Genomic DNA, 26,123 nt, shown 5'->3' with positions numbered 1-26,123 from the left:
CATGGGCCGGCGCAGCCCGTAAAGTGGAGCAAGCATGGCGCTATCAGGCATCGCAGCACTCGTCGAGGATATCCGGCAAGGCAAGATGGTCATCCTCATGGATGACGAGGATCGTGAGAATGAAGGCGACATCATCATCGCCGCGGAAGCCGTGACAGCCGAGCACATCAACTTCATGGCACGCCACGCGCGTGGCTTGATCTGCATGCCGATGTCGCGTGAGCATTGCGAACAGCTCCAGCTGCCACTGATGGTTCAGGCCAACGGTTCCGGCTTCGGCACCAAGTTCACGCTCTCCATCGAGGCCACCGAAGGCGTCACCACCGGTATCTCGGCGGCTGACCGCGCCCGGACCGTGCAGGCTGCTGCCGCGCGCAATGCGCGCCCGCAGGACATCGTCCAGCCGGGACACATCTTCCCGCTGATGGCGGAGCCGGGTGGTGTGCTGCGTCGTGCCGGCCATACCGAGGCGGCCTGTGACCTGGCGTCCATGGCGGGCTTTGGCGCGACCGGCGTGATCTGTGAAATCATGAATGATGACGGCAGCATGGCGCGTCGTGAAGAGCTCGAGCGCTTCGCCGCCGAGCACGACCTCAAGGTCGGCACCATTGCGGATCTGATCGAATATCGCATCCACAATGAGCAGACCGTGGAAGTGCTGGATAGCGAGCAGGTCGAGACCGCCTTCGGCGAGCTGACGTTGCATTGCTTCAGCGATCGCATCCAGGGCCGTCACCACCTGGCGCTGGTCAAGGGCACGCCGAATGCCGAGTCTCTGACTACCGTGCGCGTGCACGTGCAGGACCCGATGCGCGACCTGTTGACCCTGCGTCAGCCGGGCAGCAGCAGCTGGGCGCTCAATGATGCACTCGCTGAAGTCGCCGCCGCCGATGCCGGCGTGCTGGTACTGCTGGACACCGGCAGCGACACGCTGGATTACAAGGATCGTCTCGATGTCTTCCTCGGCCGACGTCGTACCCCGCGCACCAACGAATCCGATGGTGCGGGCAACTATCTGACCACCGGTACCGGTGCCCAGATCCTTCGGGATCTCGGTGTCGGCCGGATGCGTCTGCTCAGCTCGCCGTGGAAATTCTCTGCCCTGTCCGGGTTTGGCCTCGAAGTGGTCGAACTGGTCGGCAGTGATGACACGGCAGGCGAGACAGACGCAGACGCCGCAGGCGCGTAAGCGCTTCGGCACCCCAAATGGCGGGGGAGGTCGCGCGCTTCTGGCGACCTGCCCCGGTATGATTGATATCCCCGCCCCGGTTCTCCGGGGCGCTAGCATTGTGGACTGACCATGCAACCGATTGCTCAACTCGAAGGCACTTTCACCAATGTCGATGGCCGTTACGTCATCGTCGTCGGGCGTTTCAACCACCATGTCGTCGACAGCCTGGTGGAAGGCGCGGTCGATTCTCTCGTACGCCACGGCGTCGATGAGGAAAACATCGACCTGATCCACGTGCCGGGTGCCTGGGAAATTCCGCTGGCCGTCAAGGCCGTGCTGGCCAAGGTCAAGCCGCACGCCGTCATCACGCTGGGTGCGGTGATCCGCGGTGGTACGCCGCACTTTGAATACGTCGCCGGCGAGTGCAACTCCGCGCTGTCCCGTCTGCAGCTCGAATTCGACACCCCGGTCGCCAATGGCGTGCTGACGGTGAATTCCATCGAGCAGGCCATCGAGCGTGCCGGCACCAAGGCTGGCAACAAGGGTACCGAAGCGGCCATGGCGGCGATGGAAATGGTCTCCCTGCTCAAGGCCATGGGAGGTGACGCGTGAGCGAACGCAATGAACGTACCGAGCGCGAGCCGTCCAGGCAGCAGCAGGCGCGGCGCGCCGCTCGCGAGCTGGCCGTGCAGGGCATCTACCAGTGGCAGATGACCGGCAAGAACATGACCACCATCGAGGCCGAGTTCCGTGGTCAAAAGATCGACGATGATGTCGAACTGCACGAGAACTGGGTCGAGGTGATGCGCATCGCTGACCAGGCCCTGTTCCACGAGTTGCTGCACAACGTGCCACGCTTCCAGAAAGAACTGGATGCCAGCATCAGCCCGCTGCTCGACCGCCGCTTGCAGGATCTCGACGAGATCGAGTTGGCCATCCTGCGTCTGAGTGCCTACGAGCTGTCCAAGCGCATGGAAGTGCCGTATCGCGTGGCGATCAACGAAGGGGTCGAGCTGGCCAAGACCTTCGGTGCCACCGACGGGCACAAGTACGTCAACGGGATCCTCGACAAGCTGGCAGTCAAGCTGCGCAGCGCCGAGGTGACCCAGGCCCGCCTGCGCTGACATGCCAGGTGAATTCGAGCTGATTGCCCGCTACTTCCAGCGCGATCTGTCCGGGGCACCGGGCGTGTTGCTGGGGCCGGGAGACGACTGTGCACTTCTTGCCGCCAGTGATGGCATGCAGATGGCGGTCAGTGTCGATACCTCGGTGGCGGGGGTGCACTTCCCGCCGGATGCGCCTGCGGCGTCCATCGGCCATCGTGCCCTGGCCGTCAATCTGTCTGATCTGGCGGCGATGGGTGCGACCCCGCGCTGGGCGTTGCTGGCGCTGACGTTGCCGGACGTGGATGAAGACTGGCTGCATGGTTTTGCGGCCGGTTTCCACGCGCTGGCGGATCGCTACGGCATCGCGCTGGTCGGCGGCGACGTCACGCGCGGCCCGCTCTCTATCACGATCACCGTGCATGGCGAGTTGCCGTGCGTGCTCGAGCCTGCTCAGCAGGCCGGCAGCGTGGCCCGCCCGATCCTGCGGCGTGACGGCGCCCGCGAGGGCGATCTCATCGCGGTCACCGGTCTGCCGGGGTTGGCGCATGCCGGACTCAAGGCCTGGCAGGATGGCGTCCGCGATGTGCTGAACCCTTGCCTGGCGGCCTACCTGCGACCAGAACCGCGGGTCGATGCGGGGCTGGCGCTGCGTGAGCTGGCCAGTGCGGGCCTGGATGTCTCCGATGGCGTGATGGGCGATCTGGCACACATCTGTCGTGCCAGTCAGCTGTCGGCGGCGCTGGAGCTTGGCGAACTGCCGCTGGCGCCGGAGCTGGTCACGGCGCTGGGCGAGCAGGGCGCCCGCGAGGCGGTCCTCAATGGCGGCGACGATTACGAGCTGTTGCTCACGCTGCCCCAGGAGAACCTCGAGACGGCCAGGCTTGCCCTGCGCTCGCTCAACCTGCCCTTGAATGTCATCGGGCGCATGCAGGCGGCGGGCGGCGATGCGCCACGCGTGATGCTGATGGACAAGGGCATTGAGCAGGCAGCGACGGGTCAGAGCTGGCAGCATTTCTCTGCCTCGCAGGCTTCTGACACACAGGTCTCTGCCACACAGGCCTCTGGGACAGATGGCTCCTGTGGTGATGCGTCGTCACGCAACGAGAACGGGGTGGCACCATGAATCGCGCACCCGCCAGTGTCTGGCGGCGCCCCGTGCACTTCCTGGCCTTCGGGCTGGGCAGCGGTACCGCGCCCTTTGCACCGGGTACCTTTGGTACTCTCGCGGCAATCCCGTTCTACTGGCTGATGACCAACCTCACGCTGTGGCCGTATCTGGCCACCGTGCTGGTCGCCTCGCTGGTCGGGATCTGGATCTGTGATCGCACCTCGCGCGATCTCGGCGTGCATGATCACTCCGGGATCGTCTGGGACGAATTCGTCGGCTATTGGATCACGATGGCCGCCGTGCCATTCTCTTGGCAGGCAGCGCTGTGGGGCTTCGTGGTCTTCCGGGTCTTCGATATTCTCAAGCCATGGCCGATTCGCTGGGCCGACCGCCGGGTTGCCGGTGGCTTCGGCATCATGCTGGATGACATCTTCGCCGGTATCTATGCCTGGTCGACGATGCATCTGTGGCTGTGGTTGCACTGACGCCTCGCTGCCTTGGCGGCGAGGCTCATGCACATGTTTCACTGATGGAAGCAGATGCGACAAGAGGCACCGCGCAGACGGTGTGATGCTCCAATAACGGACAAGGGTTAATGCGATGGGCAAGGGACTGGTAACCGCGACGGCAGTGGTCGTCATCGGGGCAGCCGGCTATGTCGGCGGCGTGGCTTACTCAAGCCAGCGCTTTGAAGATGAGATGGCCCGCATGGTGGCAGAGCTCGACAGGAGCTCCGACATCAAGGCGACCCGAGAGGATGTCGACAGCGGCTGGTTCGGCTCCGCGGGCCGGGTAGAGATGGAACTCGCCACCGGGGACGGGGAAGGTCCCATGCGCATCCTATTGCCCTATGAAGCCGGCCACGGCCTGCTGTCGACCACCATGCAGGGCAACGTCAAGGTGCTGTACGGTACGCCGTCACGCGACGTCTTCGCCGAAGTGCTCGGTGATGGCAAGGCGATCGCCTTCGATGGCAGCGTCGACAACTTCAGCGGCGCCAGCGATACTACTCTGACCTTGCCGGCCTTTGACTGGCAGGACCCGGAGAGCGGTACGCGCATCGACTTCCAGGGCGGCGAGCTGGTGGCTTCCCATGATGGTGGTGACACACCGGAAATTACCGTGGATGGCGAGATCACGCCGTTCGATATCACCAATGGCGCCGAGAAGATCAGCGTCGGCACTCTGAGCCTCAACGGCATCTATCGCGGGGCGGACAATGACTTCCGCCAGGACGACAAGATCGTGCTGGACACCCTGACCATCGACAACGGCACCGGTCAGCCGCCAGTGGTCGCCAGCGATATCCGTTACAGCGGTGAAACGCGTCTGGACCCGACCGAGCTGCGCTATCTGATGAAGCTGTCGGTGCAGGATGTCAGCGCGGGTGATCAGCAGATGGCCAGCGGCGACGTGTCCATCTCGATCGATCGTCTGCAGGGTGCGGCCGTCTATGACTTCATCACCCAGCTGCAGGGCTTGCTGGAAGAAGCGGGCAAGCCGTTCGAGGAGCTGAGCGAAGCGCAGCAGGTCGCCATGCTCGAGAAGGTCGAAGCGCCGCTGTTCACCATGCTGAGCACCTCTCCGCGCATGACACTGGAATCGCTGAATGCCAAAAGCGATGCCTTCGGTGTCGACATGCAGGGTGATGGCCAGATGATTCTTGATGGTGCCGACATCACTGATCTGTCCATTCAGGAGTTGCAGACCGTGCCGGCTCAGCGGGCCTTCCTGAATCGTCTGAGCGGGCGCTTCGAGTTCCGCAACGTACCGCCGATGATGGCCATGATGGCAGGTGTCTCTCCGCAGGCCGCCGACCGCAACCTGGTGGTCGAGATCGATGGTGACAGCGTGAAGATCAACGGCACTCCGATCTACTGAGCGTCGCGCAGTATGCTGGAAACGACAATGCCCGCCTCATGGCGGGCATTGTCGTTTCCAGGGGGGCGCCCGGTGCCACTCTGAACACGCAGTGTTGCGTCCCCGGCGCGGCAAGCGTGCCTTGATAAAGTGGCTCACTGGCCGCATTGGTGGAGATGATCGCCTCAACCGAGGCCTGGTTTCATGAGGGTTGCATGCCACGTCACGAAGAGATTTCCGATAACGACGATATTCTTGCCGGCTTCGAGGATGACAGCCAGTCACAAGAGCCTTCTTCTTCCGCCTCGGGTGGGCTGGTGCCGAGTGGCGACCAGCTACCGGAGCGCATCTACCTGCTGCCGATTCACAATCGCCCGTTCTTCCCGGCCCAGGTTCAGCCGCTGGTGATCAACAAGCAGCGTTGGGCCGAGACCATGCAGCTGGTCGGCAATACGCCGCATCATGCTGTCGGCCTGGCCTTCGTCGGCGATGTCGAAGTGGATGAGCTGGGGGTCGAGCACTTTCCCGAGATCGGCTCTGCCGTGCGCGTCCACAAGCCCGAAGACGGCGATGACCAGGTACAGTTCATCGCCCAAGGGCTGCGTCGCTTCCGCATCACGCGCTGGCTGTCGCGCAAGCCTCCCTATCTGGTTGAGGTCAACTATCCGCGCGAACCGGTCGATGCCGAGAGCGACGAGGCCCGCGCCTACGCGATGGCGATGATCAACGGCATCAAGGAGCTGTTGCCGATCAACCCGCTGTACGGCGAGGAGCTCAAGCAGTACCTCAACCGCTTCAGCCCGCATGAACCCGGCCCGCTGACCGATTTCGCCGCCGCCATCACCTCGGCCAAGGGTGCTGAGCTGCAGGAAGTGCTGGAGTCGCTGCCAGTGATGGAGCGCATGCAGAAGGTGCTGCCTCTGCTGCGCAAGGAAATCGAGGTCGCACAGCTGCAGACCGAGATCTCCCAGCAGGTCAACGCGCAGATGGAGAAGCATCAGCGCGAATTCTTCCTGCGCGAACAGCTCAAGGTCATCCAGCGTGAACTGGGCATCTCCAAGGATGATCGCGAGAACGACGTCGATACCTTCCGTGGCCGTCTCGACGAGCTCAAGGTGCCGGAGCGTGTCCAGTCGCGCATCGATGACGAGCTCGACAAGCTGTCGGTGCTGGAGACCGGTTCGCCGGAATACGGCACCACACGCAACTATCTTGACTGGCTGACCTCGCTGCCGTGGGGCATCACCTCCACCGATCAGCTCAATCTGGCCCACGCGCGCACCGTGCTCAATCGCGATCACGATGGGCTGGATGACGTGAAGTCACGCATCGTCGAGTTTCTGGCCGAGGGCACCTTCAAGGGCGATGTCGGCGGCTCGATCCTGCTGCTGGTCGGCCCGCCCGGCGTCGGCAAGACCTCCATCGGGCGCTCCATCGCCCAGGCGCTGGGGCGCGAGTTCTATCGCTTTTCGATCGGTGGAATGCGAGACGAGTCCGAGATCAAGGGGCATCGCCGCACCTACGTGGGCGCCATGCCCGGCAAGCTGGTGCAGGCGCTCAAGGAGGTCAAGGTCGAGAACCCGGTGATCATGCTCGATGAGATCGACAAGCTGGGGCAGTCCTTCCAGGGCGATCCGGCCTCGGCGCTGCTCGAGGTGCTCGATCCGGAGCAGAATGTCGACTTCCTCGACCACTATCTCGATGTGCGTCTCGATCTCTCCAAGGTGCTGTTCGTGTGTACCGCCAACACGCTGGACAGCATCCCCGGCCCGCTGCTGGACCGCATGGAGCAGATTCGCCTCTCCGGCTACATCGCCGAGGAGAAAGTGGCGATCGCCAAGCACCACCTGTGGCCGAAGCTGCTGACCCGCGACAACATCCCCAAGAAGCGCATCAATCTGAGTGATGCCGCGCTGCGTCAGGTCATCGAGGGCTATGCGCGTGAAGCCGGCGTGCGCCAGCTGGAGAAACAGCTGCACCGCATCGTGCGCAAGGCGGCGGTAAAGTTGCTGGAAGAGGAGCTTGCGACCGTGAAGGTCTCGGTCAAGAACCTCGAGGAATTCCTCGGGGCGCCGATCTTCCGTCGCGAGAAGGTTCTGGCCGGCGAAGGCGTGGTGACCGGTCTTGCTTGGACCAGCATGGGTGGGGCGACCCTGCCCATCGAAGCCACCCGGGTGCATGGCCTGACACGTGGCTTGAAGTTGACCGGCAAGCTGGGTGACGTGATGCAGGAGTCCGCCAACATCGCCTACTCCTACACCCTGGCCAATCTCGAGGCCTATGATGCCGAGGCGGACTTCTTCAACGAGTCCTTCATTCACCTGCACGTGCCCGAGGGCGCGACGCCCAAGGATGGCCCCAGCGCCGGTGTGACCATGACCACGGCGTTGATGTCGTTGGCCAAGCGTCAGGCCCCGCGCAAGGGACTGGCGATGACTGGTGAACTGACCTTGACCGGTCAGGTGCTGCCGGTGGGCGGTATCCGCGAGAAGGTGATTGCCGCGCGGCGCAGTGATATCTACGAGCTGATCCTGCCGCAGGCTAATCAGCGTGATTACGATGAGCTGCCGGAATACCTGAAGGAAGGCATGATCGTGCACTTCGCGGCTCGCTACGCGGATGTCTCGCGTGTGGTCTTTGACACTGACAGCGCACAGCGACACTGACAGCGCAGGGCGCAGAATGGATGGCGACATCCGACGAAAAGCAGAAGCCCCGCCAATCGGCGGGGCTTCTGCTTTGCAGTGGGGCTTTTGCTTTGCAGTGGGGCATTGTGTGCATGCAGGCGTCATGCTCGCGGGCATTCAGGCGGTATCGAGCTGTTCCAGAACGGCCGCCTCAGCGGCATTGCGCCCGACGCTGGCGATTCCGTTGTCGCGCCCGGACTCCGACTTGTACATCTGGCTGCGACCGATCTGCTGGCTGTTGGCGGCCAGCAGGGTGAAATAGAAACGTCCGTCCTTGGCGACTTCCCGGGTGAAGCGTTTTTCCTCGACGGCATTCTTGCGCACGGACTCCACGCCGTTCAGGCAGCCGCGCTTGTCGGCATAGCCCTGACTCTGCAGGATCTTCTCGCCGTTGCCTGCCTTCAGCGCAAAGTAGAACTTGCTGTCCTTGCCCCGAGTGATGACGAATTTTCCGGCCATGGGTGACTCCTGTTCCTTGTGGGGTGTCTGGCATTGCCTGATGTGTCGTCCCTCAGTGTAATCAGCGCCTCCCGCCGCAGGCCCACGCTAGAGGCCGCTTGATTCAACGCTTTTGCGCTTGTCGGCATCTTTCGGGGCTGCGTGTGGCGTGGACGTTGCTATCTGGTAGGCAAGCAGGGCCGGTACATGACAGAATTGTCCCCAGGCTGACAGCGTTGACCCGTGAGGCACGCGTCTCCTCTGGACACCAGGTGTGCGTACCCCACGGGGGGCGCCGCCTGACCAAAACAGAAGCCGCTCCCGTGCGGAGTGATTCTGCAGCGGATTGCGCAGAAGGGCGGCGTCAGTTTGACCCTGCCAGGCGCGATTCCATGAATCAGTCCCTCTTCACACAGGAGAGCGGCCAAGCACTATTGACGAGGACACCATGCCAGAGTATCGCTCCCGTACGACCACCGCAGGTCGTAACATGGCCGGCGCTCGCGCCCTGTGGCGCGCCACCGGCATGAAAGATGGCGACTTCCAGAAGCCGATCATCGCCGTTGCCAACTCCTTCACCCAGTTCGTTCCGGGCCACGTTCACCTCAAGGACATGGGGCAGCTGGTCGCGCGCGAGATCGAGAAGGCCGGCGGCGTCGCCAAGGAATTCAACACCATCGCGGTCGATGATGGCATCGCCATGGGCCACGACGGCATGCTGTATTCGCTGCCGTCGCGTGACCTGATCGCCGACAGCGTCGAATACATGGTGAATGCCCACTGTGCGGATGCGCTGGTGTGCATCTCCAACTGTGACAAGATCACCCCGGGGATGCTGATGGCCGCCATGCGCCTCAACATCCCGGTCATCTTCGTCTCCGGTGGCCCGATGGAAGCCGGCAAGACCAAGCTGCTGGATCACGGTCTCGATCTGGTCGATGCCATGGTCATCGCTGCCGATGACAGCGTCGACGACGAGACGGTCGCCGAGATCGAGCGCAGTGCCTGCCCGACCTGTGGTAGCTGCTCGGGCATGTTCACGGCCAACTCCATGAACTGTCTGACCGAGGCGCTGGGCCTGGCGTTGCCGGGCAACGGTACCGTACTGGCCACGCACTCCGATCGTCGTCGCCTGTTCGAGACTGCCGGTCATCGCATCGTCGAATTGGCCCGTCGTTACTACGAAGGCAATGAAGAGCACCTTCTGCCGCGGGCCATCGGCTCCCGCGCCGCCTTCACCAATGCGATGACGCTGGACATCGCCATGGGCGGTTCCACCAACACCATCCTGCACCTGCTGGCTGCCGCTCAGGAAGCCGGTGTCGACTTCACCATGTCCGACATCGACAAGCTTTCCCACAACGTGCCGCAGATGTGCAAGGTGGCGCCGAACACCCAGAAATATCATATCGAGGATGTCCATCGTGCCGGTGGCATCATGGGGATTCTGGGCGAGCTGGATCGTGCCGGCGTGCTGGATACCTCAGTGCCGACCGTCTACGGCGACTCGCTGTCTGCGGCGCTGGAAGAGTGGGATATCATGCGCTCGCCCACTGATGAAGTCGTCGAGTTCTATCGCGCCGGCCCGGGCGGTATTCCGACCCAGACCGCCTTCTCGCAGAGCGCGCGCTGGCCGAGCCTGGATGGTGATCGCGCCCAGGGCTGTATTCGCGATTACGACCATTGCTTCTCCACCCAGGGCGGCCTGGCCGTGCTGTACGGCAACATCGCATTGGATGGTTGCGTGGTGAAGACCGCTGGCGTCGATGACTCCATCCTGGTCTTCGAAGGCCGTGCCTACGTCTGCGAGTCCCAGGATCAGGCGGTGGAAGACATCCTGGCCGACAAGGTCAAGGAAGGCGACGTCGTGATCATCCGCTACGAAGGGCCGAAGGGTGGTCCGGGCATGCAGGAAATGCTCTACCCGACGTCCTATCTCAAGTCCAAGGGGCTGGGCAAGGCGTGTGCGCTGCTCACCGACGGACGTTTCTCCGGCGGTACCTCGGGCCTGTCCATCGGCCACGCGTCTCCGGAAGCGGCGGCGGGCGGCGCCATCGGTCTGGTCGAGCATGGCGACACCATCCTGATTGACATCCCGAACCGCACCATCAACGTCCAGCTCAGCGATGCCGAGCTGCATGCGCGTCGCGAGGCGATGGAAGCCCGTGGCAAGGATGCCTGGAAACCGAGCATCCAGCGCAATCGTCGCGTCTCCGCGGCGCTCAAGGCCTATGCCCTGCTGGCGACCTCTGCTGACAAGGGCGCCGTGCGCGACCTGAGCAAGCTGGATTGAGCAAGCTGGATTGAGCAAGCCTGCAGGAGTCAAACGACAACGGCCACCCCAAGGGGTGGCCGTTGTCGTTGATGGGGATGTGCCTGAGGGGCATCCGTGGCAGGGCGCACACACGAAAGGCGCCACTCAGGGCAGGTCGGGCGAGGGGGAGCCGCTCGGTGACTGAGGGCTTGCGAAGGTGTCCGTCGGGATGACCGGCTCAAGCTCAAGGAAGCGCACGCGATTGCGTCCCTGGCGCTTGGCCTTCTTGAGTGCGTGCTGGGCGCGCTCGCAGAGCTCGAGACGGTTGGCCAGCGTGAGCGTATCGGGCGCCGGGTGATAGCAGGTCAGCCCGATGCTGCAGGTGACTGGTCCCTCGAGGCCATGCAGTTCTGTCGTGGCATGGCGGACGCGCTCGGCGAGGATGATGGCGCCGCTGGAATCGGTCTGGCCCAGCACCGCAATCAGCGAGCCATCGTCGCGCTGACTGAGCAGGTCGCTCTTGCGTGTCGCGTTGCGCAGGATGGTGGAGACCTGCTGCAGTGCGCGGTCTCCTGCGGCGCGGCCGTACTGGCGATTGAAGTCGGTAAAGGCATCCACGTTGAGCAGCAGGATCGACAGTGGCTGCCCGTGGCGTGCACTGCGCGCGATCTCGCCATCCAGCTGTTGCTCGAAGATCTCGGCGGGCAACAGCTTGTCCAGCACCGACGGCACGGCCGGGCCCGGGGGCGTCATGCTGGCCAGCTTGTGCCGCATGCGGGCCAGGCTTTCCTCGTGGGAGCGCTGCTCGCTGAGGTCCTGGTGCTGACTCAGAATGACGCCGGAGTGGCTGTCAATTACATCCAGATGCAGCATGACTTCGATGATCTGCCCCTGTCTGCCCAGATAGCGGTGCGGCTGCTCGAAGTGGGTGATCTCGCCGGCCTGCATGGCCATAAGCGCCTCCTGACAGGCCTGCATGTCAGCAGGGTGCGAGACATCCTCCAGCGCGCCGCGCTGCAGTTCACTCCTCTCCGTCCCCAGCAGTTGGGCCAGCGCCGGATTGAGACGTGTCCAATGGCCATGGAAGTCCATGATCGCCATCGGGAGCTGGCAGCGTGAGAACAGCAGCTCCATCTCCTGGTAGGCGAGGCGCAGGTTGCTCAGTTCGCTGGCGAGCCGCTTGCGTTCATTCTCGCGATCGATCAAGCCTCCCAGCAGGCTGGCCAGTGTCTCGACCAGTGCACGATCGCTGGCGCTGAAATCTGTCGCGCGCGGTGAGTCGTCGCCGAAGCAGACGGTGCCGGTCAGACGGCCTTCGGTCCATACCGGCGCGGCGATATAGCTCTGGAAGGGCATCGACTTGAGAGCCGGATGAGCCTCGAGTGCTGGCGTGGTCGCGATATTGGCGTAGGCGATGCAGCCAGCCTGCTCAACGACTTCATTGCAGTAGGTCTCGTTCAGCGGTGCGATCGCGCCCTCGACCTTGCCGGGCGGAGGATTGACCGCCGCCATGATTTCATAGCGATTGGCCTCTGCGTGGCCGAGGATGCCAGTGGTCATCCCCAGCAGGCGGCAAGCGGTCACCAGGTACTCTCTGAGCTGTTCGCTGAAGGTTCCCGCAGGCGCGAGTGTCAGGGCAAACAACGCTTGCAGCTGGGCGGGTCCGAGATTCTGATTGAGGAAGACAGTCGCGGCGGCGGCCTGTGGCGAGAGCTCTGAGGTATCAACTGGATTCGAACGTCCCGAGGAGGATGGTCGCGCGGGCGGGGTAGGCAGCATGTGACATCCTTATCTTGCATGTTGCGGGGAGAGGGGAATGGCCATACATCGATTATGCTGGCTCGGAGCGATGAATGGGTGTTTTACTGGAGAAGATAATCAACTGTTTATATACGTAAGAATGACGGCGCCTTTCGAGGTGTGACTGGACTAGAGGCGCGCCAGGTCGTGAATCTGGTGGTACAAAAGAAACGGGGAGGCCGGTCGATGGCTGATCGACGGCCTCCCCGACAAGTTCTTTCTCTGCCCACCATGATGCGTCGCCATGCGTGGCAGAGTCTGTGTGCCGCTTGTCCTGTCATCCGGGTCCTGTGCCGTTCACACCTGGTGTCACCGATGGGGCCGGCAGGATCCCGCTGTTGTCATGCGTAACGCTCCTGGCTCAGGCGGCTTCGGCCAGCTGAGGTTCCGCTGTCGCTTCCATTTCGATGGCTTCCAACGCCAGTTCAATCGAGAACCAGTTGTCGTTCAGCCACAATTCCAATGCTTCATTGCTCATGCACATCGTCAAGTCTCCCCGAGAGTAGTGGCAATCGAGTGTGTGTCATGGTGTGCTGCCGATAAGCAGCAAACATCAGTATGGCGTCTCCTTGCCGAGAGCGAATGAAGTTTGCGCGACGATATGATGTCAGCAGCCTTGGATAGCGAAAGCAGGACATCACCCATGGTCAAATTCCCATGGGTGATGTCCTGCTTTTCGTGAAGGGTGAGCCTCTCAGTCTCGAGAGCCTGATTGTCGGGGGAAGCGTCTATTTGCCAAGGAGCGCCTCAGGCTGTTGGCGTGGTGTCAGACTGAAAGCAGCGAGCCTCAGCGGCGAGTGAAGGAGCGCAGCAGGCTGCGAATCAGGGTCCGTCCCAGTTGCGATCCCAAGGCGCGCATCACGGACTTGAGCAGGGTCTCCATGATGCCTTGACGCTGTCTGCCGCCTTTGCGTGGGGCGCTTTCGGCCACCGGACTTGTTTGCTCGATGTCAGGCGTCGCGGCTGGCGTCTCCTCCGTCCGAACCTGGGCTGTCGCCGAGCTCGTCAGTTGCGCCTCGAGGCGCTCGTGAGCCGATTCACGGTCTATCGCCTCATCGTAGCGACCGGCCAGTGATGAGCTTGCCAGCAGCGCTGCGCGCTCGCTGTCACTCAACGGGCCGATCCGCCCACGCGGCGGCGCGATCAAGGTGCGCTCCACCTGGGTGGGCGTACCCTTGTTGTCGAGCACCGAGACCAGTGCCTCGCCCACACCAAGTTCCGTGATCACCCGAGCCGTATCGAGGGCCGGGTTGGGGCGGAAGGTCTCGGCAGCGGTCTTGACGGCCTTCTGGTCGCGTGGAGTGAAGGCGCGCAGGGCATGCTGGATCCGGTTGCCCAGCTGGCCGAGCACGTCATCGGGGATGTCGGCGGGGGATTGGGTCACGAAGTAGACGCCGACTCCCTTGGAGCGAATCAGGCGCACCGTCTGCTCGAGGCGCTCGAGCAATGCCTTGGGAGCGGCATCGAACAGCAGGTGGGCCTCGTCGAAGAAGAACACCAGCACCGGGCGGTCGGCATCGCCGCGTTCGGGGAGGGTGCGAAAGAGCGTCGACAGGAACCAAAGCAGGAAGGTGGTATAGAGGCGTGGGCTTTGCATCAATTCACGCCCATCGAGCAGATTGATGAAGCCGCGTGTCTGGTCTCCCTCGCCCGTGGTCGCCAGCATGTCATGGATGTCGAGCGCCGGTTCGGCGAAGAAGCGCTCGCCGCCCTGGGTGGCCAGCACATGCACTCGGCGCAGCATGGCACCGAGGCTCTGGGGGCTGACGCTGCCGTAGCGCTCCTCAAAGGCTTCGCGCTCGCGCTCGATATGCTTCAGCAGGCTGATCAGGTCCTTGAGATCGATCAGCTCCAGCCCTTCACGCTCGGCATGATCGAAGGCCAGGTGCATCAGGCCACTCTGGGTGTCGTTCAACTCCAGCAGGGTCGACATCAGCTCAGGCCCCATGGAAGCCACGCTGGCACGCACCGCATGCCCACTCTTGCCGAACAGATCCCATAGCCTGACGGGCGCGGCCTGAGGCTGCCAGTCATTGATGCCGAGGCTGGCGAGGCGGTCATCGACGCGTGGATGCGCGGCACCTGCCGCGGCAATACCGGAGAGGTCGCCCTTGACGTCGGCGGTGAACACCGGCACTCCCATGCGTGAAAACTCTTCTGCCAGCACCTGCAACGTGACGGTCTTGCCGGTACCTGTCGCACCGGCGACCAGGCCGTGACGATTGGCCAGTGCTCCGGCTAGCGTGATGTGGCCCTTGGGTCCCTGTCCTGCGAGCCCCCCGATCAGCACGTCTGGCATGTGAGTCTCCTGTCATTCAGGTGGTGGCGGTGCATGCAGAAGGAGGTGTGGTGACCACTGCCGATGACCGCAGAGATGGGCGATGTCATGGAACTGTAGGGTTACAAAATGTTTCGTTGAGTAAAATGCTGCAAGCCATCTTGCGCCACTTGACGCATGGCGTCAGACAATCGATGCGTGAAAAACCGCCTGATGAGCGGCCAGCAGCCTATATGGGCGCTAATTAAACGCGAGTCGATATCTCACTCTTGTATAGGAAATCTGGAAGAAAGATATTTTTCTTTCCCTTCTCTGCTTGAAAGTTCGGCCCCTTAGTTCCATATCTTTAGGCATCAGGGCGCATGTGACGCAACACGTCTCGGCAGATTGAGGTTTTCGTCAAGAATGACACCATCAGGTTCGGGTACAACTCTGGTGACGTTTTTTGAAGAATGCTCCGACAAGCAGCCGACGCGCAGGAGAGGGTCGATACATGCGCCGCAAGGATTTTACGCAGTACCACAAGACGTCGTTGAGATAAGCAGGAATGTCTTGTGGAGCCTGGAACTCGAGACATCCAGTCTCGAGATTCTTGAAGGCTTACCGGCAACGGCCGAGCGAATCATCTGCTCGTCTCTTGCAACAGACCGCTACTGGAGGATGGATCATGAAGAAGCTGACTGCTGCACTTTTCGCGACTGCCCTGGCACTGCCGACCACTGCTGCCTTTGCCGATCACCACGAATCCAGCAACACCGGTTCCGCCAACACTGGCGCCCACTCCACCAAGGTAGAGGGTGGTACCGCTGCGGGTCATGAAGGTGGCAAGGTGCATCACGATACCGAACGCAACACCGAGAGTGGTTCTGCCAACACCAAGAAGGATTCCATGATGGTCGAAGGCGGCACGGCCCAGTCCGAGTCCGCCAAGCACGGCAAGGTCATGGACAAGGGCGAAGATCACATGGGCGTCAGCCCGGAATCCGGTTCGGCCAACACTGCCGATGGCAGCATGAAGACCGAATAAACGCGTTTTGACGGTCTGTTCCCAGGCCAGACCCGCAATGGATCTTGCGGTGCCTGAACGAGTCGCCAGCACGACCCGCTTGAGCGCATCGCGAGTGAAACGACAAGCCCCCGCCTTGGCGGGGGCTTGTCGTCGTATTGGGGCATGCAAAGCAGGGGGTGAGGGGGGCAGGAAAGAGGGGGCTGGCCCCTCAGGTGCTTGTCATCGGCGCTTGCCACCAAGCCCTTACCACCAGCGAGGGCTGTAGGTATCTTCCCCGGCCAGCAGGCGTTCGCGGGCCATGAACAGCGCCGCGACCGCACGCGCCTCGTGGAAGTCCTCACGCGCCAGCAGCGCCGGCAGCTCATCGAGGCGGTGGCGCTCGACGACCAGCGGTTCCGGTTCATCGCCCGGCAGGCGCTTTTCGAACAGATCGCGCGCCAGCATCACGTTCATGCGGTGATCCATGTAGTTGGGCGCCAGGCTCAGTTCGGCCAGTGGTTCGATGTTGTGTGCGCCATAACCGCATTCTTCCATCAATTCGCGATTGGCGGCGGTCACCGGGTCCTCGCCCGGGTCGATCAGTCCCTTGGGCAGAGTCAGCACATATTGCTCAGGGCCAGCGGCATATTCGCGGATCATCAGCACGTGGTCGGGGTCGGGCATGGCGACGATCATCACCGCGCCGTGACCGCCGCTCTTGAGGCGCTCGAAGCTGCGGGTGGCGCCATTGGAAAAGGTCAACTCCAGCGCCTCGACGGCGAACAGGCGCGAGCGAGCGACCTCGCGGCGTGAGTCGATCCGCGGCGGCGTCAGCGTGTGGCTGGTGTCTGAATGATTCATGGTCGGGTGAACGGTATCTGGCGCATCATCCATCGCAAGTCCTCGCGAGGCAGTATGAGAAGAGAGAATACTGTCGCTCATCGTGGCAGGCCGCCGCGAGCGGGGCAATCACAAGCCGCCATCCCCCCTTGTTGCACATGCGCGCCCGTGGGCCATGCTTTACACTATGAGGCCAAATTTCCCTCTGGCTGACAGAACCCGATGCTTGACTGGAACACTATCGACACCGTGCTGTTGGACATGGACGGCACTCTGCTTGACCTTCACTTCGACAGCCACTTCTGGCTCGAACACCTGCCCAGGCGCTATTGCGAGCTGCACCGCCTCGATGAGGCGCTGCAGGCCGATCTCAAGGCGCGCATCATCAGCGAGTCCGGCACCCTCAACTGGTACAGCCTCGATTACTGGAGCCGTGAGCTCAAGCTCGACGTCGTCGCCCTGAAGCGTGAAGTGCAGCACCTGATCGGCTATCGCCATGAGGCCGAGGACTTCCTCGCCTGGCTGCGCGATCAGCCGCAACGCGTGGTGCTGGCGACCAACGCCGACCGTCATGGCATCGATCTCAAGTTCGCGTTGACCGGCATGGGCGACTATTTCGACGCCGTGGTGTCGTCCGCGGATCTGGGTCACGCCAAGGAAGAGCAAGCCTTCTGGCACAAGCTCAACGAGATCGAGCCCTTCGATCCGGCGCGTACCCTGTTCATTGATGACAATCCGCAGGTGCTGGAAAGTGCCCACACCTATGGCATTGCCCATCTGCTGGGCGTGCGTCAGCCGGATTCGAAGCGCCCTGCGCGTGATTTCGAACGTGTGCACGGCCTGGACGGCTTTGCAGTGCTGACACAGGGCGCGGGGTCCGAGGTGGCCAATACCGGAGTCTCGAGCGACGGGGAGGGCGAGGAGGCGTCATGAGCGATCAGGTACGTATCGACAAGTGGTTGTGGGCAGCGCGCTTCTTCAAGACGCGTGGCATGGCCAAGAAGGCCATCGAAGGCGGCAAGATCCAGTACAACGGCGGCAAGGTGAAAACCTCCAAGACCGTCGAGATCGGCGCCGTGATCGAGGTGCCGCAGGGCTGGGATCGCCTTGTCGTCGAGGTGCTGGCCCTCAGCGACCAGCGCCGTGGCGCGCCCGAGGCCCAGAAGCTCTATCAGGAGACGCAGGAGTCCCGCGAGCGCCGTGAGCGTGAGGCCGAGACGCGTCGCCTCGGCAATCAGGGCATGACGCCGCCTCCCGGCCGTCCTGACAAGAAACAGCGCCGCAACATCCATCGCTTCCAGCGTCAGGATGCCGATAGCTGAGCCAGCGCGAGTCACCGCCGGGTGCCTTGGCACCGACCGGCAGAATTTCCATACCGATGTGTGTCAGCACATCGTTGTTGGCGGCCTGACAAGGGGGCGCTTGTGCGCTCTCCCTTCACGCCTGCCTTGAGGTCCCTCAATGAGCGAACACGACATGCAAGATTCCCATTCCACTGACGATGCGGCCGCGCCGAGCTTCGATCAGATCCAGCGCTTCCTGTTCGATGCCACCAACGTGCGTGGCGAGATCGTCACACTCGACAAGGCCTACGCCGAGGTGCTCGATCGGCACTCCTATCCACAGGCCATCTCGCGCCAGCTGGGCGAGATGCTGGCGGCCGTGGCGCTGCTGACCGAGACCATCAAGCTCGATGGCACCATGACGCTGGAAGTGCGCGGTACCGGTATCGTGCGCCAGCTGATGGCCGAGTCGAACCCCGGCGGTGAGCTGCGTGCCATCGCACGTCTCGGCGATGAAGCGGTGTTGCCGACGGAAGAGTCCAGTCTGCAGGAGCTGGTTGGCCAGGGCCAGATCGTGATCACCCTCGACCCGCGCGAAGGCAAGCGCTATCAGGGCATCGTGGCCATCGATCAGGACAGCCTCGCCGGCTGTCTGGAGAGTTACTTCAGTCAGTCAGAGCAGCTGCCGACCCGCCTGTGGCTGATGGCCGATGGCAAGCGCACCGGCGGCGTGCTGCTGCAGCAGCTGCCCAACGATGAGGCCAACAAGGACCCGGATGCCTGGGAGCGCGTCGTGCACCTGGCCGAGACCCTCAAGGCCGAGGAGCTGCTGACGCTGGACCAGCAGGAAGTGCTGCATCGTCTCTATCACGAAGAAACCGTGCGCATCTATGAGCCCAAGGCGCTGCGTTTCGGCTGCACCTGTTCGCGCGAGCGTCTGGGCGCTGCCCTGCACAGCATCGCCGCCGACGAGCTGCGTCAGATCGTCGCCGAGCAGGGCGAACTGGCCACCCAGTGTCACTTCTGTCATACCCGCTATTCCTTCAGTGCCGCGGAAGTGGAAGCGATCATCGAAGATCCTGACGCCGAAAGTCCCGTCGTGCATTGAGCTTTTCCCAATGCGCCGGCGACTGGCCCCAGGGACGATGATTGTCTGACATATCGTCGTCTCTCAGGCGGCGGCGCCTGCGCCAAGGTGTTGCAACAATGGGCGTTTCCGCCCGACACCCTTTTTGCCATAATGCCTTGCCAGTACAGGGCCGGATGCCCTGTGCTGGTGGTATCGACGGTGTCATGGCATGCCGTCATGCGCGATCGGGCAGCAACGATCGATCACAAAATAAGCCTGTGGCATGTACCTCGGGCATCTGGCTTCAGCCATCAAGAGAGAGGGCGGCCCTGAGCCGCGGAGACGCGAATGAGCAAGCATCAAGACAGTGCGGTGACCACTCACACCAATCTCAGCAGCGCAGAGCTGATCGAGCTGGCAGTGGCTCGCGGCGAAGGACGTCTGGCCGACAACGGCGCGCTGGTCGTGGAGACGGGAACCCGTAGCGGACGCTCCCCGAACGACCGCTTCATCGTCGACGAGCCGTCCACCTCGGACGCCATCGACTGGGGCAGCGTCAATCGCCCGTTCAGCCCGGAGCGTTTCGACGCCCTGTGGGAGCGCGTCGAGGACTACCTCGGCGAGCGCGACAGCTTCGTCTCCGAGCTGCATGTCGGGGCTGACCTCGAGCACTACCTGCCGATCCGCGTGACCACCGAGACGGCCTGGCACAATCTGTTCGCGCGTACCATGTTCGTGCGTCCGGACAGCTTCAATGCCAAGGACAAGAGTGAATGGACCATCCTCAACGCGCCGCACTTCACCTGCGAGCCTGAGCGTGATGGCACCAACTCCGACGGCGTCGTGCTGATCAACTTCGCGCGTCGCCGCGTCCTGCTGGCCGGCATGCGTTACGCCGGTGAGATGAAGAAGGCCATGTTCTCGGTGCAGAACTTCCTGCTGCCGGAAAAGGACGTGCTGCCGATGCACTGCTCCGCCAACGTCGGTGACGATGGCGAGACCACGCTGTTCTTCGGCCTGTCCGGCACCGGCAAGACCACCCTGTCCGCCGACCCGGCGCGTTACCTGATCGGTGACGACGAGCATGGCTGGGGCGAAGGCACCGTCTTCAACATCGAAGGCGGCTGCTACGCCAAGTGCATTGACCTCTCCGAGAAGAACGAGCCGGTGATCTGGAACGCGATCAAGTTCGGTGCCGTGCTGGAAAACGTGGTGCTGGATGACCGTCGTGGCGCGGATTACGGTGATGACCGTCTGAGCCAGAACTCGCGTGCCGCTTACCCGCTGGAGCACATCGAGAAGCGTGTCCCGGAAAACCGTGCCGGCGAGCCGAATGCCATCGTATTCCTGACCTGCGACATGTCCGGCGTGCTGCCGCCGGTGTCCGTGCTCAGCAAGCAGGCCGCTGCCTACCACTTCCTCTCCGGCTACACCGCCAAGGTCGGCTCCACCGAGATGGGCTCCACCGCCGGTCTCGAAGCCACCTTCTCCACCTGCTTCGGCGCGCCGTTCTTCCCGCGTCCGGCACGTGAATACGCTGACCTGCTGATCAAGCGCATCGAGGCCTTCGGTTCACGCGTCTACCTGGTCAATACCGGCTGGACCGGTGGCTCCTACGGTGAGGGCGGCTCACGCTTCTCCATCCCGACCACGCGCGGCATCATCAGCGCGATCCAGAACGGTGCGCTGGCGGACATCGAGACGCGTCACATCGACGTGCTCAACCTGGATGTGCCGGTGCGCGTGCCGGGTGTCGACTCCAGCCTGCTCGATCCGCGTGAGACCTGGGAAGATCGCGCCGCCTACGACAGCAAGGCGCGTGACCTGTCAGCCAAGTTCGTCGAGAACTTCAAGAAGTTCGCCGGCGTGGATGAGGCGATCATCGCGGCAGGCCCGACCCTGGTCTGACGATCAGCGGGATTGATCGCAAGCGGTAAGCAAAAAGCCTCGCCCGGTATTCCGGGCGAGGCTTTTTCGTGTCTACAGCTTTTCTCGTCAACAGTTGCCGTCATCACCTGCTGTCGGGTCTGTCAGGCGCTGTCAGGGACTGCCACCGGCGGCCAGCGAGCGGTTGGCAGGGCCGTCGAAGGTGTCCTCGGCGGCGAGCGGCTCCGGGCCTTGCGCAGCGCCGGTATGTTGCTCGATACCCTCATCTAGCTCAACACCAGCACTTTGCTCGAGGCTGGGCTCAGTGTTGCTGGCCTCGGTGCGGCGTGACGCGCCTTCGTTGGCGGTTTTGGCAAGGTCTTCGTCGGCGGTGTCGGCAAGGCCTTCGGGCGAGCGCTCGGCGACGAAGGGCGCCGGCGGCTGATACCACCAGCGGGTTGTCCAGGCACGCATCACTCGCTCCGGGTACCAGGTCTTGCCGAGGCTGCCGTTGTAGCGCGCCAGCGCATCGGTGATGTCGCCTTTCTCGCGCTTGAGGTAGTGGGCAAGGATGGTGGCGCCGTAGCGCAGGCTGGTGTCCTGATCGAGCAGGTTGTCGTCGGGCTCGCCGATCTCACGCTTCCAGAACGGCATGACCTGCATCAGACCGCGCGCCCCGGCGTGGGAGACAGCAGTGGGTTTGAAGGCGCTCTCGACCTGGATGACGGACAGGATCAGCTCCGGTGCCAGGCCTGTGCGCGTCGCTTCGCGGCGCACCTTGCGCAGCAGGTCGATGCGCGCGGCGCGGTCGGGCATGTAGCGCTCCAGCCGCTGCTGCATGCTCAATACCCAGTGCAGAGCATCGATGGGGTCCTCGAAGGCCTCGGGCTCGGCCAAGGCCTCGCGCAGGCTGTCACGCAGCCCCGGCGACAGCCCATGCTCGGGGATCGCGGCGGCGGCCTGCACCGGGGAGCTTGTCAGTCCGGTAGACGCGGCGCTCAGCGTCAGCAGGACAGCGGCCAGCCACGGGCGCAGGCGACGACGTGAGGTATTGCCTGCAGCGCCTGTCACGGGCGGCACTGCAGGAGAAGTCGATGAGAGGGTCATGCGCAGTCCTTGCGTATCCGTCATGGCGTCATTATGCCGTGCCAGTGGCGTTGACGTTAATCGGATCGCGTGGTGAATGCATGTAAAGAAACAGCCCGCCCCTCGAGAAGAGGAGCGGGCTGTCCCGGGGGCTGCGCTAGCGTCAGCCGTGAGCGAGTGGCTCAGGCGGCTCGAGTTCAGCTCGCGCTGTGCTCGGCCAGGAAGTCCAGCAGGCTGTCGACGGCGATCATGGTCGCTTCGGCGTCGGTGCGACCCTTGTACTCGTACTCGCCATTGTCGAGACCACGATCACCGATCACCAGGCGATGCGGAATGCCCAGCAGCTCGCCGTCGGCGAACTTGTTGCCCGGGCGCAGATCACGGTCATCCAGCAGCACGTCGTAACCGGCAGCCGTCAGCTCCTGATAGACGCGCTCGGCAGTCTCGCTGACACGCACGGACTTGTGGGCGTTCATCGGCACGATGGCGACCTGGAAGGGCGCGATGGCTTCCGGCAGCACGATACCGCCCTTGTCGTTGCCCTGCTCGATGGCAGCCGCGACCACGCGGGTCACGCCGATGCCGTAGCAGCCCATGGACAGCGGCTGTGCCTTGCCGTTCTCGTCGAGCACGGTGGCATTCATGGCCTCTGAGTACTTGGTGCCGAGCTGGAATATGTGACCCACCTCGATACCGCGTGCGATATCGATCACGCCCTTGCCGTCCGGTGACGGATCACCGGCGACGACGTTGCGGATATCGGCGATTTCCGGCAGCGGCAGATCGCGCTCCCAGTTGAGGCCGAAGTGGTGCTTGCCTTCGATATTGGCACCGGCACCGAAATCGCTCATCAGCGCGACGCTGCGATCGATGATGATCGGCATCTCGAGGCCGACCGGGCCGAGGGAGCCGAAACCGGCACCGACGGCGGCGCGCACTTCCTCGTCGCTGGCCATGGTCAGCGGCTCGGCGACCTGCGGCAGGTGCTCGGCCTTGATCTCGTTCAGCTCGTGGTCGCCACGCACCATCAGCGCGATCAGACCACCTTCGACGCCTTCGGCCGCCTTGACGATCAGCGTCTTGACGGTCTTCTTGATGTCCAGGCCGTGCTGCTCGACCAGTGCGGCGATGGTCCTGGCGTTCGGCGTGTCGACCAGCTGCATCTCCTGGGTTGGTGCCGCGCGCTCAGGCGTCTCGCCCAGCGGTGCCGGCAGCGCTTCACACTTCTCGATGTTGGCGGCGAAATCGGAGCCGGTGGAGAAGGCGATGGCGTCTTCACCGGAGGCGGCCAGCACGTGGAATTCGTGGGAGCCGGTGCCACCGATGGAGCCGTTGTCGGCGATGACGGGACGGAAGTCGAGACCCAGACGCGTGAAGATGCGCACGTAAGTGTCGTACATCACCTGATAGGTCTCTTTCAGGGATTCTTCGCCCAAGTGGAAGGAGTAACCATCCTTCATCACGAACTCGCGCGAGCGCATCACGCCGAAGCGCGGACGAATCTCGTCGCGGAACTTGGTCTGGACCTGGTAGAAGTTGGCCGGCAGTTGCTTGTAGCTGTTCAGCTCACGACGCGCGAGGTCGGTGATGACTTCCTCGTGGGTCGGGCCGACACAGTAGTCGCGCTGGTGACGGTCAACCACGCGCAGCAGCTCGGGGCCGTACTGCTCCCAGCGACCGGACTCCTGCCACAGCTCGGCTGGCTGCACGGCTGGCATCAGCAGTTCCTGGGCACCGGAGCGGTCCATCTCTTCACGCACGATGCGCTCGACCTTGCGCAGTGTGCGCAGGCCCAGTGGCATCCAGGTGTAGAGGCCGGAGGTCAGGCGACGGATGAAACCGGCACGCAGCATCAGCTGGTGGCTGACGACTTCGGCGTCGGACGGGGTTTCCTTGAGAGTGGAAATCAGCAGTTGACTGGCACGCATGGGCTCAGCGATCCCTCGACTTGTCGCTTTGATCGGTACGCTTCGCAGTCGCGAAGCATGAACAGGCAGGTCTTCGGCACGCCTTTTACAGGCGCATCAGCGAAGCAGACTGAGCGCATTGTACTGCCGCGAGCCTTGGAGGGGCAAAGTGCATGGACAGACTGGAAAGATCCTCATCGGCCTGACGATACTGGTGACACGGGGTTTCCCCTTGAAGAGGGCCACGATCGGCTCTTTCGGGGGAGTCCCGATAAGGAGCCGATAAGGAGACAGGGATATGTCATCACTCGATCAGCGCATGGGATACGCGCGCGCCAGACATCGCTGGCCCTTGAAGGTGGGGCTTGTGTTGCTCGCACTGGGGGCGTGCCTGAGCGTTTCCCTGTGGCTGGTGAGTCTTTTCCTGCCGATCCCTTTCGTCGATGAGGGAGTGCATTTCGCGCAGATTCGCCAGTTTCTCGCCGGCGACTGGGGTCAGCATCCCAAGCTGACCACCCTGACGCTATATCACGCCACCATGGCGGTGACGTTGATGACGCTCCAGACGTTGGGGGAGTGGCTCAATCTTCCTCTCGCAGCTGACGCCCTGGCCGGACGCTGGCCTGAGATGCCCTCGGTTGACTGGGTGCGGGGCCTGTCGCTGCTCGGCTTCAGTGTCATGGTGTGCATGGTCTGGCGGGCGCTGCCGAGCGTCTATCGGCGCCTGGGCCCCATGCTCGATGAGAGCGGCGCCCGGCAACAGGCGAATCGTCAGAGCTGGCAGTGGCTATGGCTGCCGATCATCTTTCCCTATCTGGCACTGGTGTATACCGACCCGTGGATCATCGCCCTGATCGCGCTGCAGCTCGTCGCGCTGGTGCATGAGCGGCGCCTGGCGTTGCTGGTCTTGATCCTGGTCGGGCTCGGCTTGCGGCAGGACAGCATCGTGCTGCTCGGGCTGTGGGGCGGTCTATTGCTGTTCATGACGCAAGCGCAGCCTGGGGCTCGTTCGCAGGCTGTCGGCATGGCACCACCGCTGCGCTCGCCGTTGCGTCAGCTTTCTTTCTGGTGGGGCCTGATCGTGCGCTGGTGGTGGGTGGCCGTGATTCCGGTGGCCGCCTTCATCGGGTTTGTTCTCTGGAACGACGGCATTGCCATGGGCGATACCACGCGTCATCAGGCCGGTTGGCACACCGGCAATCTCGGCTATTACCTGGGCGTGATCGGCGTGGTGTTTCTGCCATTGTGGCTGGCCGACTTGCCGAGGCAGTGGCATCTGCTGTGGCGTCTGTGCACCCGGGGCGCCTGGCCATGGCGAGGCATTCTGCTGCTGGGGGCGCTGGCGGGCGTGTGGGTCATGCTGGTGATGAGCTTTGAGGTGACGCATGACTACAATTTCCAGCGCTGGACGATCCGCAATACCTGGCTGTTATGGCTCAATGACCACCCGGTGGGGCTGTGGGTCACCATGTTGCTGACTACCAGCATGGCGCTCTGGTGGCTGAGAGCACCGCTGCGGCTGGGGCATGGTGGTCTGCTGCTGGTAATGCTCGCCTTGATGATCTGCACGCGCGAGCTGATCGAGACGCGCTACATGCTGCCCTTGATCACGGTCTTCCAGTTACTGCGCTGTGCAGAGCGAGCGGAAGTGGAGCGCGCGATGACGCTCTGGGCGGTTTCGATGGGGGCGCTGCTGCTGGCGGGATTGGTGCTGACGCGCACCCTGCCATGAGGCGGTGGCAGGGTGCTTTGGAGGCTCACTCGACGGCGGGGGCTTCAGGCCTGATGGCGTTTCGCCGCCGGGGTCTGGGCATCATGACCGCTAGGGGTTTTATTGGCACCAGCACCGATGCCAGAGCCACCACGCGGTGGCTCGGCGACCCAGGCATAGGCAGCCTCGCGCTCGTCGGGCGAGAAGTGGCGCACCTCGATGGAGCGCACCAGATGCTTGCTGAACTCGGTGACATGGCGCAACCAGTCGGCCTTGCTGATGATGGCTTCGCGCTCGAAGTCTCCCAGGTGGCGCAGGGCATAGCCGATGTCATTGAGCAGGGCGGCGGGCGTGATCAGGCCAAAGCGTTCGATTTCCACCAGCAGCGAGATTCGCTCATGGCGTGCCAGGCGTTCGTCGCATTCCTTGATGATGGGGGCGAGCGAAGCCTGATCGATATGCCCCGCGAGATGCAGGGCGACAACGTGATCGGCGGGACTCTTGAGCAGTGTCAGCATGTTTGGCTCCTGCACTGATGCATGTTGGCTGGGCGAGCCGTGCTGGAAACCAGCGCTGGCGTCGCTACCTCTTCAGTGTAGTCGCATGTAAGCCGCTTGCGGGCGTCTGGCCGGGCGATTGTCGGGACTGTTCGTGTCGAGGAACTGCCAGCT

General features: G+C 63.1%; 22 protein-coding genes. 14 read left to right on the top strand and 8 right to left on the bottom strand.

What is annotated here, in order from left to right; all coding sequences use genetic code 11:
* The first annotated feature begins 34 nt into the window (after positions 1 to 34).
* The 7 genes from ribBA (at position 35) to lon (ending at position 7,911) form a co-directional block, all read left to right on the top strand.
* Positions 35 to 1,189: a bifunctional 3,4-dihydroxy-2-butanone-4-phosphate synthase/GTP cyclohydrolase II gene (ribBA, locus tag NH396_RS01955; protein ID WP_176677626.1), complete on the top strand. Its 1,155-nt coding sequence runs from the start codon at positions 35 to 37 to the stop codon at positions 1,187 to 1,189.
* Positions 1,190 to 1,300: 111 nt separating this feature from the next.
* Complete coding sequence (gene ribE, locus NH396_RS01950) at positions 1,301 to 1,783, top strand: 6,7-dimethyl-8-ribityllumazine synthase (RefSeq protein WP_043331374.1); 483 nt, start codon at positions 1,301 to 1,303, stop codon at positions 1,781 to 1,783.
* A complete protein-coding gene (nusB, locus tag NH396_RS01945; protein ID WP_176677625.1) occupies positions 1,780 to 2,295 on the top strand; it encodes a transcription antitermination factor NusB in 516 nt (171 codons plus the stop codon). Before ribE ends, nusB begins: the two co-directional genes overlap by 4 nt.
* A gap of 1 nt (position 2,296) precedes the next feature.
* Positions 2,297 to 3,400 (top strand): thiamine-phosphate kinase, encoded by a 1,104-nt coding sequence (gene thiL / locus NH396_RS01940; protein ID WP_253061203.1) that lies wholly within the window; start codon positions 2,297 to 2,299, stop codon positions 3,398 to 3,400.
* Entirely contained in the window at positions 3,397 to 3,870 is a 474-nt protein-coding gene (locus NH396_RS01935; protein ID WP_176677623.1) for a phosphatidylglycerophosphatase A, read from the top strand. The genes thiL and NH396_RS01935 overlap by 4 nt, the downstream gene beginning before the upstream one ends.
* 115 nt (positions 3,871 to 3,985) lie before the next feature.
* The gene (locus tag NH396_RS01930) at positions 3,986 to 5,266 is read left to right on the top strand and encodes a DUF945 family protein (protein WP_253061201.1); all 1,281 of its coding nucleotides are present in this window, start codon (positions 3,986 to 3,988) and stop codon (positions 5,264 to 5,266) included.
* Positions 5,267 to 5,460: 194 nt separating this feature from the next.
* A complete protein-coding gene (gene lon, locus NH396_RS01925) occupies positions 5,461 to 7,911 on the top strand; it encodes an endopeptidase La (RefSeq protein ID WP_253061199.1) in 2,451 nt (816 codons plus the stop codon).
* 138 nt (positions 7,912 to 8,049) lie between these two features.
* Here the strand turns inward: lon and NH396_RS01920 are convergent, their stop codons facing one another.
* The gene (locus NH396_RS01920; RefSeq protein ID WP_043331370.1) at positions 8,050 to 8,391 is read right to left on the bottom strand and encodes a YegP family protein; all 342 of its coding nucleotides are present in this window, start codon (positions 8,389 to 8,391) and stop codon (positions 8,050 to 8,052) included.
* 427 nt (positions 8,392 to 8,818) lie between these two features.
* Between NH396_RS01920 and ilvD the strand changes: the two genes are divergently transcribed.
* Complete coding sequence (gene ilvD / locus NH396_RS01915) at positions 8,819 to 10,663, top strand: dihydroxy-acid dehydratase (protein WP_253061197.1); 1,845 nt, start codon at positions 8,819 to 8,821, stop codon at positions 10,661 to 10,663.
* A gap of 126 nt (positions 10,664 to 10,789) precedes the next feature.
* Here the strand turns inward: ilvD and NH396_RS01910 are convergent, their stop codons facing one another.
* The 3 genes from NH396_RS01910 to NH396_RS01905 form a co-directional block, all read right to left on the bottom strand.
* Positions 10,790 to 12,403 (bottom strand): diguanylate cyclase, encoded by a 1,614-nt coding sequence (locus NH396_RS01910; RefSeq protein ID WP_253061195.1) that lies wholly within the window; start codon positions 12,401 to 12,403, stop codon positions 10,790 to 10,792.
* A gap of 382 nt (positions 12,404 to 12,785) precedes the next feature.
* The gene (locus NH396_RS16995) at positions 12,786 to 12,908 is read right to left on the bottom strand and encodes a hypothetical protein (protein WP_290441662.1); all 123 of its coding nucleotides are present in this window, start codon (positions 12,906 to 12,908) and stop codon (positions 12,786 to 12,788) included.
* A gap of 303 nt (positions 12,909 to 13,211) precedes the next feature.
* Positions 13,212 to 14,723, bottom strand: a complete 1,512-nt coding sequence (locus tag NH396_RS01905; protein WP_253061193.1) for a helicase HerA-like domain-containing protein — start codon at positions 14,721 to 14,723, stop codon at positions 13,212 to 13,214.
* Between the two features lie 646 nt (positions 14,724 to 15,369).
* On the opposite strand from NH396_RS01905, the gene NH396_RS01900 reads away from it, so the two are divergent.
* On the top strand, positions 15,370 to 15,729 hold the full coding sequence (locus NH396_RS01900; RefSeq protein ID WP_253061191.1) for a hypothetical protein: 360 nt from the start codon (positions 15,370 to 15,372) through the stop codon (positions 15,727 to 15,729).
* 225 nt (positions 15,730 to 15,954) lie between these two features.
* On the opposite strand, the gene nudE is transcribed toward NH396_RS01900, so the two are convergent.
* On the bottom strand, positions 15,955 to 16,551 hold the full coding sequence (nudE, locus tag NH396_RS01895; RefSeq protein ID WP_253061538.1) for an ADP compounds hydrolase NudE: 597 nt from the start codon (positions 16,549 to 16,551) through the stop codon (positions 15,955 to 15,957).
* Positions 16,552 to 16,752: 201 nt separating this feature from the next.
* Between nudE and yrfG the strand changes: the two genes are divergently transcribed.
* The 4 genes from yrfG to NH396_RS01875 all read left to right on the top strand — a co-directional run bounded on the left by yrfG (position 16,753) and on the right by NH396_RS01875 (position 20,790).
* Positions 16,753 to 17,463, top strand: a complete 711-nt coding sequence (yrfG, locus tag NH396_RS01890; protein WP_253061189.1) for a GMP/IMP nucleotidase — start codon at positions 16,753 to 16,755, stop codon at positions 17,461 to 17,463.
* Positions 17,460 to 17,852, top strand: coding sequence for a S4 domain-containing protein (locus NH396_RS01885; protein ID WP_175088554.1), 393 nt, complete (start codon positions 17,460 to 17,462; stop codon positions 17,850 to 17,852). The genes yrfG and NH396_RS01885 overlap by 4 nt, the downstream gene beginning before the upstream one ends.
* A gap of 154 nt (positions 17,853 to 18,006) precedes the next feature.
* Positions 18,007 to 18,921: an Hsp33 family molecular chaperone HslO gene (hslO, locus tag NH396_RS01880; RefSeq protein WP_253061187.1), complete on the top strand. Its 915-nt coding sequence runs from the start codon at positions 18,007 to 18,009 to the stop codon at positions 18,919 to 18,921.
* A 309-nt stretch (positions 18,922 to 19,230) separates the two neighbouring features.
* Positions 19,231 to 20,790 (top strand): phosphoenolpyruvate carboxykinase, encoded by a 1,560-nt coding sequence (locus NH396_RS01875; protein WP_253061185.1) that lies wholly within the window; start codon positions 19,231 to 19,233, stop codon positions 20,788 to 20,790.
* 132 nt (positions 20,791 to 20,922) lie between these two features.
* On the opposite strand, the gene NH396_RS17120 is transcribed toward NH396_RS01875, so the two are convergent.
* Both NH396_RS17120 and NH396_RS01865 read right to left on the bottom strand, forming a co-directional pair.
* Positions 20,923 to 21,855 carry a lytic transglycosylase domain-containing protein gene (locus NH396_RS17120; protein WP_176677611.1) on the bottom strand — a complete coding sequence of 311 codons (933 nt, stop codon included), beginning with the start codon at positions 21,853 to 21,855 and terminating at the stop codon, positions 20,923 to 20,925.
* Positions 21,856 to 22,031: 176 nt separating this feature from the next.
* Positions 22,032 to 23,762 carry a proline--tRNA ligase gene (locus NH396_RS01865; RefSeq protein ID WP_176677610.1) on the bottom strand — a complete coding sequence of 577 codons (1,731 nt, stop codon included), beginning with the start codon at positions 23,760 to 23,762 and terminating at the stop codon, positions 22,032 to 22,034.
* A gap of 277 nt (positions 23,763 to 24,039) precedes the next feature.
* On the opposite strand from NH396_RS01865, the gene NH396_RS01860 reads away from it, so the two are divergent.
* The gene (locus NH396_RS01860; RefSeq protein WP_253061183.1) at positions 24,040 to 25,473 is read left to right on the top strand and encodes a Dol-P-Glc:Glc(2)Man(9)GlcNAc(2)-PP-Dol alpha-1,2-glucosyltransferase; all 1,434 of its coding nucleotides are present in this window, start codon (positions 24,040 to 24,042) and stop codon (positions 25,471 to 25,473) included.
* Positions 25,474 to 25,517: 44 nt separating this feature from the next.
* On the opposite strand, the gene NH396_RS01855 is transcribed toward NH396_RS01860, so the two are convergent.
* On the bottom strand, positions 25,518 to 25,970 hold the full coding sequence (locus NH396_RS01855; RefSeq protein ID WP_253061181.1) for an STAS/SEC14 domain-containing protein: 453 nt from the start codon (positions 25,968 to 25,970) through the stop codon (positions 25,518 to 25,520).
* Between the last annotated feature and the right edge of the window lie 153 nt (positions 25,971 to 26,123).

Origin of the sequence: Cobetia sp. Dlab-2-AX (assembly GCF_024124625.1) — a bacterium.
Lineage (GTDB): Bacteria > Pseudomonadota > Gammaproteobacteria > Pseudomonadales > Halomonadaceae > Cobetia.
The sequence above is the reverse complement of the archived record's forward strand: the minus strand, read 5'-3'. Positions and strand labels throughout refer to the sequence as shown.

Bases quoted from the DNA above. Each gene is read 5' to 3' on its own strand.
- ribBA (WP_176677626.1), top strand. From the start codon at position 35: ATGGCGCTATCAGGCATCGCAGCACTCGTCGAGGATATCCGGCAAGGC.
- ribE (WP_043331374.1), top strand. From the start codon at position 1,301: ATGCAACCGATTGCTCAACTCGAAGGCACTTTCACCAATGTCGATGGC.
- thiL (WP_253061203.1), top strand. From the start codon at position 2,297: ATGCCAGGTGAATTCGAGCTGATTGCCCGCTACTTCCAGCGCGATCTG.
- NH396_RS01935 (WP_176677623.1), top strand. From the start codon at position 3,397: ATGAATCGCGCACCCGCCAGTGTCTGGCGGCGCCCCGTGCACTTCCTG.
- NH396_RS01930 (WP_253061201.1), top strand. From the start codon at position 3,986: ATGGGCAAGGGACTGGTAACCGCGACGGCAGTGGTCGTCATCGGGGCA.
- lon (WP_253061199.1), top strand. From the start codon at position 5,461: ATGCCACGTCACGAAGAGATTTCCGATAACGACGATATTCTTGCCGGC.
- NH396_RS01920 (WP_043331370.1), bottom strand. From the start codon at position 8,391: ATGGCCGGAAAATTCGTCATCACTCGGGGCAAGGACAGCAAGTTCTAC.
- ilvD (WP_253061197.1), top strand. From the start codon at position 8,819: ATGCCAGAGTATCGCTCCCGTACGACCACCGCAGGTCGTAACATGGCC.
- NH396_RS01910 (WP_253061195.1), bottom strand. From the start codon at position 12,403: ATGCTGCCTACCCCGCCCGCGCGACCATCCTCCTCGGGACGTTCGAAT.
- NH396_RS16995 (WP_290441662.1), bottom strand. From the start codon at position 12,908: ATGTGCATGAGCAATGAAGCATTGGAATTGTGGCTGAACGACAACTGG.
- NH396_RS01905 (WP_253061193.1), bottom strand. From the start codon at position 14,723: ATGCCAGACGTGCTGATCGGGGGGCTCGCAGGACAGGGACCCAAGGGC.
- NH396_RS01900 (WP_253061191.1), top strand. From the start codon at position 15,370: ATGAAGAAGCTGACTGCTGCACTTTTCGCGACTGCCCTGGCACTGCCG.
- nudE (WP_253061538.1), bottom strand. From the start codon at position 16,551: ATGAATCATTCAGACACCAGCCACACGCTGACGCCGCCGCGGATCGAC.
- yrfG (WP_253061189.1), top strand. From the start codon at position 16,753: ATGCTTGACTGGAACACTATCGACACCGTGCTGTTGGACATGGACGGC.
- NH396_RS01885 (WP_175088554.1), top strand. From the start codon at position 17,460: ATGAGCGATCAGGTACGTATCGACAAGTGGTTGTGGGCAGCGCGCTTC.
- hslO (WP_253061187.1), top strand. From the start codon at position 18,007: ATGCAAGATTCCCATTCCACTGACGATGCGGCCGCGCCGAGCTTCGAT.
- NH396_RS01875 (WP_253061185.1), top strand. From the start codon at position 19,231: ATGAGCAAGCATCAAGACAGTGCGGTGACCACTCACACCAATCTCAGC.
- NH396_RS17120 (WP_176677611.1), bottom strand. From the start codon at position 21,855: ATGACCCTCTCATCGACTTCTCCTGCAGTGCCGCCCGTGACAGGCGCT.
- NH396_RS01865 (WP_176677610.1), bottom strand. From the start codon at position 23,762: ATGCGTGCCAGTCAACTGCTGATTTCCACTCTCAAGGAAACCCCGTCC.
- NH396_RS01860 (WP_253061183.1), top strand. From the start codon at position 24,040: ATGTCATCACTCGATCAGCGCATGGGATACGCGCGCGCCAGACATCGC.
- NH396_RS01855 (WP_253061181.1), bottom strand. From the start codon at position 25,970: ATGCTGACACTGCTCAAGAGTCCCGCCGATCACGTTGTCGCCCTGCAT.